17 protein-coding genes are annotated in these 16,627 nt (G+C 59.6%); 5 read left to right on the top strand and 12 right to left on the bottom strand.

All coding sequences use genetic code 11. The features are described 5' to 3' along the window. Window positions 1-173 precede the first annotated feature (173 nt). Together C6A40_RS01180 and C6A40_RS01190 are read right to left on the bottom strand one after the other, a co-directional pair. The gene (locus C6A40_RS01180) at window positions 174-629 is read right to left on the bottom strand and encodes a hypothetical protein (protein ID WP_045335442.1); all 456 of its coding nucleotides are present in this window, start codon (window positions 627-629) and stop codon (window positions 174-176) included. 379 nt (window positions 630-1,008) lie between these two features. After that, window positions 1,009-1,890, bottom strand: coding sequence for a LysR family transcriptional regulator (locus tag C6A40_RS01190; RefSeq protein ID WP_021242639.1), 882 nt, complete (start codon window positions 1,888-1,890; stop codon window positions 1,009-1,011). A gap of 105 nt (window positions 1,891-1,995) precedes the next feature. On the opposite strand from C6A40_RS01190, the gene budA reads away from it, so the two are divergent. The 4 genes from budA to C6A40_RS01210 all read left to right on the top strand — a co-directional run bounded on the left by budA (window position 1,996) and on the right by C6A40_RS01210 (window position 5,864). Next, window positions 1,996-2,775 carry an acetolactate decarboxylase gene (gene budA / locus C6A40_RS01195; protein WP_102135176.1) on the top strand — a complete coding sequence of 260 codons (780 nt, stop codon included), beginning with the start codon at window positions 1,996-1,998 and terminating at the stop codon, window positions 2,773-2,775. Then, window positions 2,747-4,468, top strand: a complete 1,722-nt coding sequence (alsS, locus tag C6A40_RS01200; protein WP_205735844.1) for an acetolactate synthase AlsS — start codon at window positions 2,747-2,749, stop codon at window positions 4,466-4,468. Before budA ends, alsS begins: the two co-directional genes overlap by 29 nt. Window positions 4,469-4,488: 20 nt before the next feature. Then, a complete protein-coding gene (locus C6A40_RS01205; RefSeq protein ID WP_008499406.1) occupies window positions 4,489-5,259 on the top strand; it encodes a (S)-acetoin forming diacetyl reductase in 771 nt (256 codons plus the stop codon). A gap of 131 nt (window positions 5,260-5,390) precedes the next feature. Next, the gene (locus C6A40_RS01210) at window positions 5,391-5,864 is read left to right on the top strand and encodes a cold-shock protein (RefSeq protein WP_008499407.1); all 474 of its coding nucleotides are present in this window, start codon (window positions 5,391-5,393) and stop codon (window positions 5,862-5,864) included. Between the two features lie 107 nt (window positions 5,865-5,971). Here the strand turns inward: C6A40_RS01210 and C6A40_RS01215 are convergent, their stop codons facing one another. The 5 genes from C6A40_RS01215 to C6A40_RS01235 form a co-directional block, all read right to left on the bottom strand. Then, entirely contained in the window at window positions 5,972-6,676 is a 705-nt protein-coding gene (locus tag C6A40_RS01215; RefSeq protein WP_031275270.1) for an ABC transporter ATP-binding protein, read from the bottom strand. Beyond that, window positions 6,663-7,499 carry an ABC transporter ATP-binding protein gene (locus C6A40_RS01220; RefSeq protein ID WP_045335444.1) on the bottom strand — a complete coding sequence of 279 codons (837 nt, stop codon included), beginning with the start codon at window positions 7,497-7,499 and terminating at the stop codon, window positions 6,663-6,665. Before C6A40_RS01220 ends, C6A40_RS01215 begins: the two co-directional genes overlap by 14 nt. Further along, entirely contained in the window at window positions 7,492-8,325 is an 834-nt protein-coding gene (locus C6A40_RS01225; RefSeq protein ID WP_023326857.1) for an ABC transporter permease, read from the bottom strand. Before C6A40_RS01225 ends, C6A40_RS01220 begins: the two co-directional genes overlap by 8 nt. Beyond that, complete coding sequence (locus C6A40_RS01230) at window positions 8,325-9,338, bottom strand: ABC transporter permease (RefSeq protein ID WP_045335445.1); 1,014 nt, start codon at window positions 9,336-9,338, stop codon at window positions 8,325-8,327. The genes C6A40_RS01225 and C6A40_RS01230 overlap by 1 nt, the downstream gene beginning before the upstream one ends. A 98-nt stretch (window positions 9,339-9,436) precedes the next feature. Then, window positions 9,437-11,005 (bottom strand): ABC transporter substrate-binding protein, encoded by a 1,569-nt coding sequence (locus tag C6A40_RS01235; RefSeq protein WP_021242635.1) that lies wholly within the window; start codon window positions 11,003-11,005, stop codon window positions 9,437-9,439. Window positions 11,006-11,206: 201 nt separating this feature from the next. Here C6A40_RS01235 and C6A40_RS01240 point away from each other — a divergent pair, with 201 nt between their 5' ends. Next, window positions 11,207-11,905 (top strand): GNAT family N-acetyltransferase, encoded by a 699-nt coding sequence (locus C6A40_RS01240; protein ID WP_021242634.1) that lies wholly within the window; start codon window positions 11,207-11,209, stop codon window positions 11,903-11,905. A gap of 33 nt (window positions 11,906-11,938) precedes the next feature. Here the strand turns inward: C6A40_RS01240 and C6A40_RS01245 are convergent, their stop codons facing one another. The 5 genes from C6A40_RS01245 to C6A40_RS01265 all read right to left on the bottom strand — a co-directional run bounded on the left by C6A40_RS01245 (window position 11,939) and on the right by C6A40_RS01265 (window position 16,486). Continuing rightward, a complete protein-coding gene (locus tag C6A40_RS01245; RefSeq protein WP_045335446.1) occupies window positions 11,939-13,633 on the bottom strand; it encodes a thiamine pyrophosphate-binding protein in 1,695 nt (564 codons plus the stop codon). A 33-nt stretch (window positions 13,634-13,666) separates the two neighbouring features. Next, window positions 13,667-14,407, bottom strand: coding sequence for an SDR family oxidoreductase (locus C6A40_RS01250; protein ID WP_045335447.1), 741 nt, complete (start codon window positions 14,405-14,407; stop codon window positions 13,667-13,669). 273 nt (window positions 14,408-14,680) lie between these two features. Next, window positions 14,681-15,328: an anti-sigma factor gene (locus tag C6A40_RS01255; RefSeq protein WP_045335448.1), complete on the bottom strand. Its 648-nt coding sequence runs from the start codon at window positions 15,326-15,328 to the stop codon at window positions 14,681-14,683. Continuing rightward, window positions 15,325-15,879, bottom strand: coding sequence for an RNA polymerase sigma factor (locus C6A40_RS01260; RefSeq protein WP_023326864.1), 555 nt, complete (start codon window positions 15,877-15,879; stop codon window positions 15,325-15,327). Before C6A40_RS01260 ends, C6A40_RS01255 begins: the two co-directional genes overlap by 4 nt. Window positions 15,880-15,922: 43 nt before the next feature. Then, complete coding sequence (locus C6A40_RS01265) at window positions 15,923-16,486, bottom strand: fasciclin domain-containing protein (RefSeq protein ID WP_008500973.1); 564 nt, start codon at window positions 16,484-16,486, stop codon at window positions 15,923-15,925. Window positions 16,487-16,627 lie beyond the last annotated feature (141 nt).

Below are 16,627 nucleotides of genomic sequence, written 5' to 3' on the forward strand. Positions count from 1 at the left end.
TGTCACCCGGCACGCAACGTTAATTTTTCAGTCATGGGATGGCTAGTCGACGAACTTGCACTGAAATGTCTGCTGATCACTCTTAACGGACATTCAACAAACAGCGCTGTACTCTGCGTAAGGCCGAAATCCCGCTTTTTATCCAGCAGAACCCCGACCTCCCATCACCCGCATCAGTGCGCCGTTATATAAGGCTCCTTCACAAACTCCGCCAGCAGCCAGACCATATCATGCAATAGCCCGACGAGTTCTTTCGCCACGCTCGCAGGCAGTGCCCCGCTCATCAACGCCAGCGTTAACGCCACGGCATAGTCCACTTGCAGCGTCGTCTCCTGCCAGCAGTCTGGCACGCAGGAGGTAATCTTTTCCCCTGCGATCAATTGTTCAACCAGATACGAAGGCAGTTCGGCATCGCAGCACTCACGTAGCCGCTTCAGCACAGCCAGCAATCGCTTGCAGAGCGTGGCAAACGTCACCGCGTCATCATTTTCCACCAATACGCTCACATACGCAGTGCAGGCGTCAGCCAGTTCAAAGAGATCCGCAGAATCGGGAAGTTGTAGGTGGAGAAGGTGATAAACAGCGCTTTCTTCAGTAAGCGCGTAAGAAAATCCAGGGATAGTAGCCATAAGGCATCCTCTTTATGCAAAAAATGTTAACCGCCCGATGAGTTCCTACGCTCAGAGGGGGGTAGCGCTGACGGAGGTAGGAATACCGTGCATAAAGAAAAACGGCCAGCCTTTCGACTGCTCCGTCAGCGCCACCGTGATTCTAACGGGATATGCGCTGTCGCGACAAAAAATATCGCTTTATGCTAACGGGTTCCTACGCCCGGTTACGGATGGGCCGCAACGCAGGCACTTTACGGCGGTGAAAAATGGATGGAAAGGGGATAACCCTGAATTACATAAGGTTGCTTGCAGGTTTGCGAGACGGCTTCCAGAAGGGCATTGCCGGGTGGCGGCTACGCCTTACCCGGCCTACAAAAACCACCAACCAAACCGGCCGCTACCCCTCGCTCATCATCGCCAGAAACCGCTTCACCGTCCGCGAGCGTTCAAAGCGCCGCCAGCAGAGCGCGATATCGGTGTAAAGCTCCGGCGAGCTCAGCGCGTGGTAGGTGACATTCGGCGGAGAAATGGCCGCCATCGATTTCGGCACCAGCGCAAACCCGCCGCCCGCGGAAACCATGCTCAGGGAGGATGAAAGCTGTGACGACTGCAGCGCGTGCTGCACGTCGATCCCGGCCCGCTCGCAGCAGCCGTGAACCCGGTCGTACAGGCCGGGCGCGACCTCCTGCGGGAACAACACCACTGGCGTATCCCGAAGCTGCTCTAACGCCAGCGAATCGCACGCCGCCAGCGGATGGTCGCGATGCAGCGCCACCACCATCGGCTCCCGATCGAGGATGGTTAACTCGAACGCCTTGCTGCTCTCGCACGGCAGGCGCACGAAGGCGATATCCAGTTCGCCCTCCGCCAGCATCGTCGTCAGCGACGACATATTGGCTTCCACCTGGTGAACCTGCACCGCCATGTTCTGCACCTGAAACTGGCGAATCAGCGCGAAAATTTTGGGATGAAAAGCATCGGAGCTGGTGATGCCAATCGACAGGTTACCGTTCAGCCCGCGCGCGATGCCGCGGGCTTTCTCCAGCGCGGCGTCGCTCAGCGCCAGGATCTTGCAGGCGTCCTCGTAGAAGGCTTCTCCCGCTTCGGTCAGCTCCACGCCCCGCGTCAGGCGCCTGAACAGCGGCGTGCCCACTTCCTCTTCGAGCCGTTTGATCTGCTGACTCAGAGGAGGCTGCGAAATACCCAGCGCTTCGGCCGCCCTGGTGAAGTGTCGCTCGCGTGCAACCGCGACAAAATACCGCAGATAACGAAGTTCCATATCTAAAACGTCTCAAACCAGCATGGTTTCTATATTGGAACTCTCTGCTGAATCGGGTCAACATTTATTTAACCTTTCTAAATAAAGTTGAAGAGGACGAGCATGATGGTGCATTCATCTGCCTGCGGCTGTGAAGCCAGCTTGTGCGAGACCCTGCGCGGGTTCTCCGCCCAGCATCCTGACAGCGTGATCTATCAGACATCGCTAATGAGCGCCCTGCTAAGCGGCGTGTACGAGGGGGAGACCACCATCGCCGATCTGCTGGCACACGGTGATTTTGGTCTGGGCACCTTCAACGAGCTGGACGGCGAAATGATTGCCTTCAGCAGCCAGGTGTACCAGCTGCGCGCCGACGGCAGCGCCCGGGCCGCGAAGCCGGAGCAGAAAACGCCGTTCGCGGTGATGACCTGGTTCCAGCCGCAGTACCGTAAAACCTTCGACGCGCCGGTCAGCCGTCAGCAGATCCACGACGTCATCGACCAGCAGATCCCCTCCGATAACCTGTTCTGCGCGCTGCGCATTGACGGCAACTTCCGCCATGCCCACACCCGCACCGTACCGCGCCAGACGCCGCCGTACCGCGCGATGACCGACGTGCTGGACGACCAGCCGGTGTTCCGCTTTAACCAGCGCGAAGGGGTGCTGGTCGGGTTCCGCACGCCGCAGCATATGCAGGGGATCAACGTGGCGGGCTATCACGAACACTTCATCACCGACGACCGTCAGGGCGGGGGCCATCTGCTTGACTACCAGCTGGAGAGCGGCGTGCTCACCTTCGGTGAAATTCACAAGCTGATGATTGACCTGCCCGCCGACAGCGCCTTTTTACAGGCCAACCTTCACCCCAGCAATCTGGATGCGGCGATCCGTGCCGTCGAAAACTAACAGGAGAACTACCGTGAACAGTGAGAAACAGTCACGTCAGTGGGCGCACGGCGCCGATTTGGTTGTCGGCCAGCTGGAAGCGCAGGGCGTGAAGCAGGTGTTCGGGATCCCGGGGGCGAAAATCGACAAGGTCTTTGACTCTCTGCTGGACTCCTCCATTGAGATCATCCCGGTGCGTCACGAGGCGAACGCGGCGTTTATGGCGGCGGCGGTAGGGCGGTTGACCGGCAAGGCCGGGGTGGCGCTGGTCACTTCCGGGCCGGGCTGCTCGAACCTGATCACCGGCATTGCTACCGCCAACAGCGAAGGCGACCCGGTGGTGGCGCTGGGCGGGGCGGTGAAGCGGGCGGATAAAGCGAAGCTGGTGCACCAGAGCATGGACACCGTCGCCATGTTCAGCCCGGTCACCAAATACGCCGTGGAGGTGAGTGCGCCGGACGCGATTGCCGAGGTGGTATCGAATGCGTTTCGCGCCGCCGAGCACGGCAGGCCGGGGGGCGCGTTCGTCAGCCTGCCGCAGGACATTGTTGACCAGCCCGCCACGGGGGCGATTTTACCCGCCAGCGGTCCCGCGCTGATGGGCCCCGCACCGGAATCCGCTATCAATGACGTGGCGAAGCTTATCGAAAAGGCCAAAAACCCGGTCATCCTGCTGGGGCTGATGGCGAGCCAGCCCGCCAACAGCGCGGCGCTGCGCACGCTGCTGGAGAAAAGCCGTATTCCGGTCACCAGCACCTATCAGGCCGCCGGGGCGGTGAACCAAGAACACTTCACCCGCTTCGCCGGACGCGTCGGTCTGTTCAATAACCAGGCGGGCGACAGGCTGCTCCATCTGGCGGACCTGATTATCTGCATCGGCTACAGCCCGGTGGAGTACGAGCCGTCCATGTGGAACAGCGGCGACGCCACGCTGGTGCACATCGACGTGCTGCCTGCCTATGAAGAGCGTAACTACGTGCCGGATCTGGAGCTGGTGGGTGACATCGCCGAAACGCTGAATCAGCTTGCGAACCGTATCGATCACAAGCTTGAGCTGAGCCAGCGGGCCTCCGAAATTCTGGTCGACCGCCAGCATCAGCGCGATCTGCTCGATCGCCGCGGCGCCTCGCTTAATCAGTTTGCCCTGCATCCGCTGCGCATCGTGCGGGCCATGCAGGACATCGTGAATAACGACGTGACGCTTACCGTGGATATGGGCAGCTTCCACATCTGGATCGCCCGCTACCTCTACAGCTTCCGGGCGCGCCAGGTGATGATCTCTAACGGCCAGCAGACCATGGGCGTCGCGCTGCCGTGGGCCATTGGCGCGTGGCTGGTCAACCCGGGCCGCAAGGTGGTGTCGGTCTCCGGTGACGGCGGCTTCCTGCAGTCGAGCATGGAGCTGGAAACCGCGGTGCGCCTCAACGCTAACGTGCTGCACATCATCTGGGTGGATAACGGCTACAACATGGTTGCCATTCAGGAAGAGAAAAAATACCAGCGTCTTTCCGGCGTCGAGTTCGGCCCGGTCGATTTCAAAGTCTATGCCGACGCCTTTGGCGCGAAAGGCTTTGCCGTGGAGAGCGCCGACGCGCTCGAACCCACGCTGCGCGCGGCGATGGATGTGGATGGCCCGGCCGTGGTGGCCATTCCCGTCGACTACAGCGATAACCCGCTGCTGATGGGCCAGCTCCATCTCAGCCAGATTTTGTGACTCAACATAAGGACAGAGAAATGCAAAAAGTTGCTCTCGTAACAGGCTCAGGCCAGGGGATTGGTAAAGCGATTGCGCTTCGCCTGGTGAAGGATGGCTTTGCCGTCGCCATCGCCGACTATAACGCGGAAACGGCCAGAGCCGTGGCCGATGAAATTATCCGTAACGGCGGTAACGCCGTCGCCGTGAAGGTAGACGTTTCTGACCGCGAGCAGGTATTTGCGGCGGTGGAGAAAGCCCGCACCGCGCTGGGCGGTTTCCACGTGATCGTCAATAACGCCGGGGTTGCGCCGTCCACGCCAATCGAATCCATCACGCCGGAGATTGTCGACAAGGTCTACAACATCAACGTGAAAGGGGTGATCTGGGGCATTCAGGCCGCGATTGACGCGTTTCGTAAAGAAGGGCACGGCGGGAAAATCATCAACGCTTGTTCCCAGGCGGGCCACACCGGTAACCCGGAACTGGCCGTCTACAGTTCCAGTAAATTCGCGGTGCGCGGCCTAACTCAGACCGCCGCGCGGGATCTTGCTCCGCTGGGGATCACCGTTAACGCCTACTGCCCGGGCATCGTGAAAACGCCGATGTGGGCGGAGATCGACCGTCAGGTCTCTGAGGCGGCGGGTAAACCGCTCGGCTACGGAACCGAGACTTTTGCCAAACGCATTACGCTTGGCCGCCTGTCCGAGCCGGAAGATGTCGCCGCCTGCGTTTCATACCTGGCAGGACCGGACTCTGACTACATGACAGGCCAGTCTCTGCTCATCGATGGTGGGATGGTGTTCAACTAAATTCTAATAAGCTCTGACATGAGTTTTCCCCTGCCCCCGTGCAGGGGCTTTTTTTTGTCTCCTCCGTCATTGTGCATTACACTGCGCGCTGCAAAACTTTAGTCATTACGATCTGACAGGCGGTAACAGCGATGAACGGTACAATCACAACGTGGTTTAAAGATAAAGGCTTTGGATTTATCAAAGATGAAAACGGCGACAACCGCTATTTTCATGTGATTAAGGTCGCGAACCCCGATCTGATTAAGAAAGATGCCGCGGTGACCTTCGAGCCTACCACCAACAACAAAGGCCTTTCCGCCTACGCGGTGAAGGTGATCCCCGAAAGCAAACATCTCTATATCGCAGGCGAGCGCGTAAAGCTCACCTCGATCAAATCCTTCGTGGTGTTCAGCGAAGAAGAGCCCGTTGATACCAAAATCGACAAAGAGAACGCGGTGCTGTCGGTGGGGCTGCTGATGAACAGCATCAAGCCAAAATCCGATAAAAAGCCGGGCGAAATGCGCACGGTGAAGAAGCTGGCGATCACCACCTTCCAGAATACGACGCTGATCTTCACCGAAGATGAGATCGACATCGATGCCACGGTGAAGCTGCTGAAGTAATTGTTTGCCGGGTGGCGGCACGCCTTACCCGGCCTACGAAAAACCATCAACGCGGCACGAAACGTAGGCCCGGTAAGCGCAGCGCCACCCGGCACCGCCGCACGCACTTAACCCATCCTGTGCTCGCCCCGTAACATCGCCTCACGGTCAAACACCTTCTGGATCTTCCCGTGCGCCATCAATGCCGCCCGGTCGGACATATGGGCAATCACGTCCGCGTCGTGACTCACCAGCAGATAGGTCATCTCATGCTCGGCCTTCAGGCGATTAAGCAGGTTCAGGATTTCCGCCTGCACCGACATATCCAGCGCCGAGGTCGGCTCGTCCAGCAGCAGTAGCTGCGGGCGCAGCAGCAGCGCGCGGGCAATGGCAACGCGCTGACGCTGGCCGCCGGAAAGCTGGTGCGGGTAGCGCCTGCCCGCGTCGGCGGAGAGCCCCACCTCGTGCAGCGCATTGGCCACCTTCTCCGCGACCTGCGTCTCGCCGCGAATGTTCAACGGCTCCGACAGCGTGCGAGAAATCGTGTGGTTGGGATGCAGCGACGCCCACGGATCCTGAAACACCATCTGCACGTTGCGGCGAAGCTCGCCTTCAAAGCGTCGCCCTGGCGTTAACGCTTCTCCCAGCATCGCAATACTGCCGCGCCACTCGCGCTGCAGCCCCGCCAGCACGCGCAGAATAGTCGATTTCCCGCAGCCGGATTCACCGATCAGGCTGAACGTCTCGCCTTTCTCAATGCTAAAGCTGGCGGCCGAAACCGCCGTTTTTTCCCCGAAGGCGACCTGCACCTGGTTAACCTCAACGATCGCCATCGCTGGCCTCCTTCCACGGCTGCGAACGGTCGAGCGTCGGCAGCATCTGCCCATAGGTATGGGCGTCTGGACGACAGGTCCACAGGGTGCGCGTGTACGGATGCGTCGCCTGCGGGAGCCGGCTTGCCGCCATCTCATCGACCTTTTCGCCCTGATACATCACCAGCACGCGGTCGCAGTGCTCCGCCACCAGCGGCAGATCGTGGCTGATGAGCAGCATCGCCATCTGGCGTTCTTCGCACTGCTGCACGAGCAGCTCGAGGATCTGGTTGCGCAGGCGGGCGTCCAGTGCGGAGGTCGGTTCGTCGGCAATCAGCATCTGCGGGTTGTTGATCAGCGCCATCGCAATCATCACCCGCTGGCCCATGCCTCCGGAAAGTTCGCCGGGATAGCGTGACAGCACGTTCTCGCTCAGCCCGACGGCGCGGAGGATGTCGTGAATACGCGCCGTACGCTCCGGACGCGGCAGGCGTTGATGCAGCGTGAGCGCCTCATCAAGCTGGGCGGCGACGCTTTTCACAGGGTTAAGGGCGTAGCGCGGGTCCTGCAGGACCATCGCAATCCCGTTGCCGCGCAGCGCCTGCCAGCGACGGGCGTTCAGGGTCAGCAGATCGTTGCCCAGCACGTTAAGCCGGTTGGCGCTTACGATACCGGGTTTACGCACCAGACCCATCAGGGCGCGGGCGGACATGGACTTGCCGGAGCCGGATTCCCCAACCAGCGCCAGCCGCTCGTTGCCAAGCGTAAAACTCAGGTTGTTGACCACGCGTGCGGCGGGGTAGTCGATATTCAGCGCATCGACGATGACGCGGTGTTCAGTCATGCTGTGGCTCCAGTACATCGCGCAGGCCATCGCCCAGCAGGTTAAACGCCAGGCTGGCAAACAGAATCGCTCCGCCCGGAATAGCGGCAATCCACCACTGGTCGAAAATCACCTGCATGCCGTCGGCAATCATCGCCCCCCATTCGGCCATGGGCGGCCGTGCGCCAAGGCCGAGGAAGCCGAGACCGGCGGCGGCCAGAATAATCCCCGCCAGATCCAGCGCCAGCCGCACAATCGCGGACGGCAGGCACAGGGGCAGAATATGGCCGACCAGCAGGCGCGGGCCGCGGATCCCCATCATCTCCGCGGCGGCCAGATAATCGCTGTGGCGCAGACGCTGAATCTCGCTCCGGGCCTGACGCGCGTAGGCCGGCCAGGTGGTTAAGGCCAGCGCCAGCGCGCCGTTGACCAGCCCCGGGCCGAGCATCGCCACAAACGCGAAGGCGAGGATCAGGCGCGGCATCGACATCACCACGTCGGTAAAGCGCATCAGGACTCGCTCCAGCCAGCCGCCGTAGTAGCCGGACAAAATCCCCACCAGCAGCCCGGCGGGCAGGGTAATGACCGTTACTAAAGCCACCAGCCCGAGCGCCGGACGCGTGCCGTAAATCAGGCGCGAGAGCAGATCGCGCCCGTAGCTGTCGGTGCCCAGCCAGTGCTGGCCGTTCGGTGCCTGCAGGCGCGCGGCGGCGTCCTGCCAGTTCGGATCAACCGGTACCAGCCAGGGCGCGAACAGGGCAATAAACACCAGCAGCGCGAGGGCAATCAGCCCGCAAACGGCGGCAGGGGAGCGGCGCAGGCGGCGTAAGAAGAGATAAAACGGCATCAGCGCACCCTGGGATCGGTCGCCCGCACAAGCAGGTCGGTAAGGTTATTGATCAGCACAAAGCAGACGCCGATCAGCAGCGTGCCGCCCATGACCGCGGTGGTGTCTCCGGCGAACAGGGCGGTGGTGAGATAGCGTCCGATGCCCGGCCACGAGAAGACGGTTTCGGTTAATACCGCACCTTCCAGCATGCTGGTATAGGCCAGGGCGATCACCGTCAGCAGGGTGCTGCGAATGTTCGGCAGCACGTGGCGCAGCAGAATGGCCATCTCCCCGGCACCCTTGGCGCGGGCAAGCAGGATGTACTCCTTGTTCATTTCGCCGAGGCAGGCGGAGCGGGTCAGACGGGTAATGCTCGCCAGCGAGTAGTACGCCAGCAGCAGCACCGGCAGCACCAGGTGGCTGATGGCGTTGCGAAACGCCTCGCGATCGCCGGAAAGCCAGGTATCTATCAGCGCAAAGCCGGTGCGCGGCTCGACGGTAAACTGCCAGATGTCGTCAAGCCTGCCGGGGCCCGCGCTCCACTGCAGCTTCGCGTAGAACAGAGCCAGCATCAGCAGGCCGAGCCAGAAAATCGGCACCGAGTTGCCGAGCAGGGTGAGCGTTCTGATGGATAAATCGAGCGGCGAACCGGCGTAGCGGGCGCACAGCACCCCGGCCGTCACGCCGAGCACGGACCCGATGATTAACGCCAGGGTCGCCAGCTCCAGCGTGGCGGGGAAGGCGTGCAGCAGATCCTGCAGCACCGGCTGCCCGGTGGCGCTGGCGGTGCCTAAATCACCGTGGGCGAGGCTCTGTAGATAGTGCCAGAACTGCACGGGCAGGGGACGATCCAGCCCAAGCTGGTGGCGAACCTGATCGTAGGTTGACTGGCTGGCGTGATCGCCGACGATCTGCAGCACGCGATCGACCGGGGAAAACGCCGAGAGCGCAAACGTGACGAGCAGCAGCCCGAAGAGCGTGAGCAGCAGGGTCAGAAGACCCTGAAGCACGCGGGTGGAAAGATGTGGCATGGAAAATCTCTTCATGCCGGGTGGCGGCTTCGCCTTACCCGGTCTACAAAAACCGAGAACACAGGCCGGGTAAGCGCAGCGCCACCCGGCAACAAGGGCTACTTCGTGACGCGATCGTACCAGACCATATCCGCGTTCAGCCCCTGCTGATACCCCTTCACGTTATCGCGCACCACGATCTGGGTTTTGCCCTGATCGACGAACACGTACGGCGAGCTCTGCTGCAGCTGCTCCTGCATTTTCTTGTACAGATCCAGACGTTTCGCCGGATCCGGTTCGGCAACCGCCGCCAGCGTGGCCTTGTTCAGCTCCGGGATTTTCCAGCCGTTCAGACCGGCCACGGTGCTGGACTTCCCGTCGTTCCACGCGAAGGCGCTGGCGTTGGAGTGCGCATCGAAGTAGTCCGGGATCCACAGACGGATCGCCGCCTGATGCTGCTTCGCGCGCACGCGGGCATAGACCTGGCTCCCAGCGGCAGGCAGCAGATCCACCTTCACGCCACCCTGCGCAAAGCTCGCCTGCATCGACTGGGCAATCGTGATAAACGGCGGCTTGTTCTCCACGTCCAGCGTGAAGTGCGCGTCCTTAATCCCCGCTTTGGCGAGGATTGCCTTCGCTTTTGCCGGGTCAAATTTAAACGGATTGTCTTCCAGCGCGCCCGGCAGGCCGACCGGCAGGAAGCTCTGGTGAACAAAATACTGGCCTTTCAGCAGGTTCTTCGTGATGCCGTCATAGTCGACCAGCCAGCGCGACGCTTCCCAGAACGCCGGGTTGTTAAGCAGCGGATTGGCGCTGTTGCCGGTGTTAAACACCAGGTAATTCTGCTCGGCGGACGGAATGCTCAGCACCTTCACGCCCGGCTTGCCGTCCAGGGCGCTAATCTGGTCTGCACCCAGATCGCGCGCCACGTCCGCATCCCCCTGCTGGATCAGCAGGCGGCGTGAAGCCGGATCGGGAACGTTTTTAATGATGATGCTTTTGAGCTTCGGCGCGCCGCCGGGGGCGGAATCGTTGGCTTCCAGCACGATGGCCTGATGCGGCTGATAGACGCGCATTTTGAACGCGCCGCTGCCCGCCGAGTGCATTTTCAGCCACGCGTTACCGAAGTCATTATCCTTGACGTTCGCGGCGACCTCTTTTTCATCGACGATAGAGGCAATCGGCGTGGAGAGAATATTCAGCGCCACCGACGGGCTGACGTCCGCCGTCCAGTGAAGCTGGAGGGTATGATCGTCCACCTTTTTCAGCTGGCTGGCGATGTTGCTCGCGTCCCAGCCCAGAACGTTGAGGATAAAGGCCGGGGATTTGTTCAGCGTCACGGCGCGGGTATAAGAGAAGATCACGTCTTCCGGGCGCAGCGGGTTGCCGGAGGCGAATGTCGCATCGGGTTTAAGCTTGATGGTCAGGGTTTTTGCTGCCGCGTCCGCGTCCCAGCTTTCTGCCAGAACCGGCGTGATTTTTTCCGGATTATCGCGGTCCGGCTGCACCAGACGCTGGTACAGGCTCGGCACGGTCTGGATGCTGGAGAGCTCGTTGGCTTCGGCCGGGTCGAGGCTCACGATGTCATCAAGCCCCTGGGCAACCACCAGCGTGTTGGGTGGCGTAGCGGCGTGGGCGGCGCCTGAGAGCGCAGCCAGCACCAGTAACGGCAACAGTTTTTTTGTCATAGCGATCCCTGAGAAGAATATATTGTGATTGTTTTATGCTCCGCTACGTTAGGGCGACTGTGACATTCCACAAAGTCGAAATTCAGCTTTACTTATGCCTTCCGGGAATATCGCATGCGCTCGGGCTATTAAAACACGCGGCTTTTCGCCTGCTTTTTAACCTGCTATAACAAATGCCTTACCTTTCAGGGAGTCACCGCCGTGCCCGAAATCAATCAACATGGTCAAACCGTTAACGATATCGTTCCCGACTGGAAGGGCGCGCGCGCGTTAACCCGCACGCCGCTGTTCGGCCAGTATTGTCGCCTGGAGCCGCTGGACGCCGATCGCCACGCGGCCGATCTCTTTGAGGCCTACGCGCTGGGAGACGACAGCGACTGGACGTGGCTTGCCAGCACGCAGCCCACGAGCGTGGAAGCCACCGCGCACTGGATCATGGCGAAGGTCATGGACGATGAGCTGGTGCCGTTTGCCGTCATTGACTTACGCAACGAACGGGCGGTGGGGCTGGTGAGCTATATGGCTAACGAGCGGCTGTTGGGCTCGGTGGAAATTGGTCACGTCACCTGGTCGCGCAAAATGAAAGGTTCCCGCATCGGCACCGAAACGGTGTGGCTGCTGCTGAAAAATGCGTTTGAGCACGGCTACCGGCGCCTCGAGTGGAAGTGCGATTCCATGAACGTTGCCTCACGCAGGGCGGCGGAGCGGCTGGGGTTTGTCTGGGAGGGACGCCTGCGCCAGAAGCTGGTGCGTAAAGGGCGCAACCGCGACAGCGATATGCTTTCTATTATTGACGGCGAATGGCCGCAAAGAGACGCGGAGCTGCGCGCCTGGCTGGCGGCAGAGAATTTTGACGATGAAGGGCGGCAGATAAAGCGGCTTGAGGCGTTTCGGTTATAAGTTTTTTATGTAGGGTACAGCGTAAACGCGCGGTTAATCCGCGGAAATCGCGATTTCAATCAGGTTGGTTTTTCCTGACTGTAGCCCGCGCGCTACCGCTTCGGCGATATCGGCAGCCTCGGTTACCCGGCAGCAGTGGACGCCCATGGCGGTGGCCAGCGACTGAAAATCGATATGCGGGTTCACCAGGTCCATCCCGATAAAACGCCCCAGCCGCGTTGAGCTGTAGTCAGCCTGACTCTTCATAAAGTTTTTCAGGATGTTGTACTCCCTGTTATTCATGACGATAAAGGTGACCGGCAGATTTTCGTGTGCCGCCGTCCAGAGCGCCTGCGGCGAGTAGAGGGAGGCTCCGTCTCCAACTAAACACACTACCGGCTCGCGGCCCAGCCCCAGCGAGTGACCTACTGCTGCGGGCATCCCCCAGCCCAGTCCGCCGCCGCGCATAAAGTAGTAGCGCTGGTGCTGCTGGTCAGAGATGAACCGGCGGACATGCCTGGCGGTCGCTATCGCCTCATCAACGATGGTGGTACCCGCCGGAATGGATCGGATGACTTCCCAGGCTGCGACCATCGGGGAGAGCGCCGGGCGTAGCCGCTCGGCGGCCAGACGTTCCTCCTGCTGCTGCCACTCCTTCTCCCGTTCGTCGCGGGCCGTAACCAGCAGCCGCTGGTGGGCCAGCGTGCTGGCGATCAGGCGCTGCTTAAGCTTTGGCAGCAGTTCGTGCAGGGACAGTTTGATATCCCCCATCACCGAAAGGCGAGTGGCATAGGTGCGGCCAAGCTCGTGCATATCCGCCGAGAGCTGATACACCGCGCAGGTCGCCGGAATGGCCTCGCCCTCGCTGTACAAAATGGTGATCAGGCTTCTGCCGCCGATGATGAATACGGCATCGTAGGCATTGATGATGCTGGCGATTTCGCTGGCGGTGGTGGGCATATTGCCCCGCCAGAGCGCGTGCTGAGTGGGAAAAGGCAAATTCAGCGGCCAGGAGGAGCCGTAGACGTGGGCGCTGAGCGCTTCCGCCAGCTCGACAATCTCCTGCGTCGAGCCGCTGGAGTGCACCTCATCGCCCGCCACAATCATGATCCTGCCCGGCGCGATCTCGCTGAGCGCCTCCGCCAGCTCGTCCAGCGAGCCCGCCACGGTGTGGTAGTTCACTCTCGACGCCGTCTGTATCGCGGCATCGCTCAGCTCTTCCATCACGTTCATCGGCAGAGAGAGCAGCACCGGACCAGCCGGAGGGTAGCTGGCAGCGTGAAACGCGCGGCGCACCAGCACCGGGAGCTGGTCGGCGCTGGTGACCTCCTGCGCCCACTTCATGACCGGAGAGCCGATGGACACAATATCATCATACAGCAGCGGGTCGCGGACGTAGTGCCGCGTATCCTGCTGTCCAACGGTCACCACCAGCGGGGTTTTCATGATCCGCGAATTAATGAGATTCCCCATGCCGTGCCCCAGGCCGCTCGCGGTATGCAAATTGATAAAGCCCGTTTTGCCGGAGGCTTTCGCGTAGCCGTCGGCAATCGCCACCACGGTGCTCTCCTGAAGCGCCAGAATATAGTGAATATTTTCATGGCGAAGCAGGGCATCAATGAGCGGAAGTTCGGTGGTGCCGGGGTTGCCAAAAATATATTCCACGCCTTCACTCTCCAGCACTTCAAGAAGAATATCGGCACCCGTTCGCATATTGAGATCTGATAAGGACGTTAATGATTTAATCATAATGACACCTCATTCAGCATTATTTAACCCAGGCTAAAATTCTTCCTGCGTTGGACGAACAACAATTTCATTAATATCAACGTCGCCGGGCTGTTCAATAGCAAATAAAACCGCGCGGGCAATTGCGTCAGCCGGAATAGCCTGCTTATAAAATTCATGGAGAAATTTTTTGCTCTCTTCGTCAGAACTGCCGAATTGCAGCTCGCTTTCGACGGCACCGGGCGAAATAAGCGTCGTGCGGAGGGTTTTACCCGCCTCCTGACGTAAGCCTTCACTCAGCGCGCGGACGGCGAATTTTGTGGCGCTGTACACCACGCCGCCAGGTGCCAGCACCTTGATGCCCGCGACGGAGGCAACGTTAATAAAATGCCCGCTGCCCTGACGCTGGAACACCGGCCACGCGGCCGCGATGCCGTACAGCACCCCTTTCAGATTGGTGTCAATCATCTTGTCCCATTCGTCGGTTTTCAGCTCGCTCAAGGGGGCGATAGCCATAAAGCCCGCGTTGTTGATCAGCACATCCACGCGCTGGTAGGCGGCAACGGCAGCGTCAATGGCGCGCTGAACCTCCTCCTGACGGGTGACATCGGCCTTCACGGCTATCGCCTTGCCGCCTTGCTGAATAATCTGATCCACCAGGGCATTAATTCTGTCCAGACGGCGCGCCACCAGCACCAGCGAAAACGCGTTATTCGCTAAATGGAGGGCAATCGCCTGACCAATACCGCTGCTGGCACCGGTAATGACAACAACCTTGTTTGCACTATTATTCATGATCTTATCTCGCTATTGAGTGATGCAAAAAATAAAAGGCAGAGAAGCATTAATGAATAATGACAAATTCATTAATGCGGTTTTTGATATATTGTGTATCGGGAATAAAATGATGTTCTTTTAAAACTTAATGGAGTACGCAAGAGTCTGTCAATGTCGTTTTTTAATAATTACATTAATTACAGGCTTAATATTTAATTCTTATTGGTAACCGAGAAAAGTATATAAATGAAATGGGGGCACGATAGCGGCCCTGCGAACAGGGCCTGAGAATTACAATTTGCCACTGTAAAGCACCGGGCCTGTGGGGAGCCCAGTGGGCGATCCGCCCGCTGGTTCAAGGCTTATGGCTATCGTGGCGTCAGGAGGGAGCGTTGTGTTCCTGAGGGTGACGCGTGTCGGTATGTCGTTATGCAGCAGCCCCATGGAGACCGGCGCCTGCCCGCCTGGGATCAGCCAAAGCTGGAGGCTGTGTTGCGCCGCGACGGCCGTCGGCCGAAGAGGGGCAATGCTCAGGTGCTGGCGGCTGGCATCCGCGCTGACGACCCATTCCCCGTGCTGTTGGGCATCGTTGAGGACGATCAGCGGAACGAGTTCCGGTGTACGGGTGGCATACCAGGCAACGACCGTCAGGGCGGCGAGGGAGGCCGCAACCATCCAGCCGAGATAAGGCCGACTTTGGCGTAAAGGCTTTTTGGGCGGCAGGTCGAGGGTGATTCTTTTCCACACCGTCTCGGGTGGAGGGACGGGCACAAGATGACTATCCAGCGTGCTGAACATGTCCTGCCAGTACGCCAGGCGGGCGGCCAGAGCGGGTTCACGGAGGACCCTTTTCTGGAACTGAAGCCGCGCCCCTCCGCGCAGGGTGCCGAGGGCATATTCCGCAGCCAGCATGTCGTCGCGTTTTTCTGCGTCATTCATAGCCCCACGCACTCCCGAAGATGATCCATTGCCCGACGTATCCAGCTTTTCACCGAGCCTACAGGCTGCTGGAGCCAGTCGGCAATGTCGCTGTGAGACATGCCCTGATAGTAGGCGAGCGTAATGCTCTGGCGCTGCTCGCTGCTCAAATGTTCGAGACAATGCCTGAGCCGCTCTGCCTGCGCATCGTCGTGCCAGTTATTCTGCTCATCGCTTTCGCTCAGCAGAATATCTTCCGAATACGACTCTTCACGGGCTGCAGCCCGGGTTTGCCCGCTGCGCAGCCAGTCAATACAGCGGTTGCGAACAATATGCGTAAGCCAGGTCATCGGGGAGCTCAGGGTAGCGTTATAGGTTTCGGCTTTACTCCAGACGGTGACAAAACAGTCGTGCAGGATCTCTTCTGCCCAGGCGCGGTCGCGCAGCATGCGCAGCGCAACGGCAAACAGGTGAGGCGATGTGAGTCGGTAAAGCTGTTCAAATGCGCGGCGATCGCCGTTTGCGACCGCCTGCATTAATTTCAACTGCTGTTCAGCCAGCGCGTTATCCATGTTTTTCCCGGAAGGCAACGTCACACTTCCGAAGTATAGACAACTACTTAGGCATCAGGACGGTATCAATCACATCGATCACGCCATTTTTCTGATGGACGTCGTAGGTGCTGATGTTCGCCACGTTACCTTTACCGTCCTTGAGCTGAATATTGTGCGGGCCGTTACTCATGATCCACAGCGGTTGACCGTTAACGGTCTTCAGCTCCGCGTGGCCGCCGCCCTGTTTAATTTTCTGCTCCAGCGCTTTCATATCGTAATTACCGGCGACCACGTGATAGGTCAGAATGCTGGTGAGCGTGGCTTTGTTTTCGGGTTTGACCAGGTTCTCGACCGTGCCGGCAGGCAATTTCGCAAACGCCGCATCGGTCGGCGCAAAGACGGTGAAGGGCCCTTTGCTCTGAAGCGTATCCACCAGCCCGGCCGCTTTGACGGCGGCCACCAGCGTAGTGTGATCTTTCGAGTTCACGGCGTTTTCAACAATATTTTTGCTCGGGAACATCGCCGCTCCGCCCACCATCACGGTGTCTGACGTCATGGCTGCTGATGCGCCTGCACAGAAGAGTATCGCGCTGGATACGAATGCAACACTGAGTAGCTTTTTCATCATTTATCCTCGGATTAAGGAGCAAAGGCGTTGCTCACATACTCATATACGAGGGGCGGGGGGAAACTGGATGCAGGGAAATGAAAATAAATTTGTGGCGGGGAAGTGAATTCCCTCTCCCCGGTGGGGAGAGGGCAAATG

The sequence above is a fragment of the Enterobacter sp. GER_MD16_1505_Eko_090 genome (assembly GCF_003331015.1).
Lineage (GTDB): Bacteria > Pseudomonadota > Gammaproteobacteria > Enterobacterales > Enterobacteriaceae > Enterobacter > Enterobacter roggenkampii.

Coding starts and splice junctions, on each gene's coding strand:
- C6A40_RS01180 (WP_045335442.1), bottom strand. CDS start 629: ATGGCTACTATCCCTGGATTTTCTTACGCGCTTACTGAAGAAAGCGCT.
- C6A40_RS01190 (WP_021242639.1), bottom strand. CDS start 1,890: ATGGAACTTCGTTATCTGCGGTATTTTGTCGCGGTTGCACGCGAGCGA.
- budA (WP_102135176.1), top strand. CDS start 1,996: ATGGTGCATTCATCTGCCTGCGGCTGTGAAGCCAGCTTGTGCGAGACC.
- alsS (WP_205735844.1), top strand. CDS start 2,747: ATGCGGCGATCCGTGCCGTCGAAAACTAACAGGAGAACTACCGTGAAC.
- C6A40_RS01205 (WP_008499406.1), top strand. CDS start 4,489: ATGCAAAAAGTTGCTCTCGTAACAGGCTCAGGCCAGGGGATTGGTAAA.
- C6A40_RS01210 (WP_008499407.1), top strand. CDS start 5,391: ATGAACGGTACAATCACAACGTGGTTTAAAGATAAAGGCTTTGGATTT.
- C6A40_RS01215 (WP_031275270.1), bottom strand. CDS start 6,676: ATGGCGATCGTTGAGGTTAACCAGGTGCAGGTCGCCTTCGGGGAAAAA.
- C6A40_RS01220 (WP_045335444.1), bottom strand. CDS start 7,499: ATGACTGAACACCGCGTCATCGTCGATGCGCTGAATATCGACTACCCC.
- C6A40_RS01225 (WP_023326857.1), bottom strand. CDS start 8,325: ATGCCGTTTTATCTCTTCTTACGCCGCCTGCGCCGCTCCCCTGCCGCC.
- C6A40_RS01230 (WP_045335445.1), bottom strand. CDS start 9,338: ATGCCACATCTTTCCACCCGCGTGCTTCAGGGTCTTCTGACCCTGCTG.
- C6A40_RS01235 (WP_021242635.1), bottom strand. CDS start 11,005: ATGACAAAAAAACTGTTGCCGTTACTGGTGCTGGCTGCGCTCTCAGGC.
- C6A40_RS01245 (WP_045335446.1), bottom strand. CDS start 13,633: ATGATTAAATCATTAACGTCCTTATCAGATCTCAATATGCGAACGGGT.
- C6A40_RS01250 (WP_045335447.1), bottom strand. CDS start 14,407: ATGAATAATAGTGCAAACAAGGTTGTTGTCATTACCGGTGCCAGCAGC.
- C6A40_RS01255 (WP_045335448.1), bottom strand. CDS start 15,328: ATGAATGACGCAGAAAAACGCGACGACATGCTGGCTGCGGAATATGCC.
- C6A40_RS01260 (WP_023326864.1), bottom strand. CDS start 15,879: ATGGATAACGCGCTGGCTGAACAGCAGTTGAAATTAATGCAGGCGGTC.
- C6A40_RS01265 (WP_008500973.1), bottom strand. CDS start 16,486: ATGAAAAAGCTACTCAGTGTTGCATTCGTATCCAGCGCGATACTCTTC.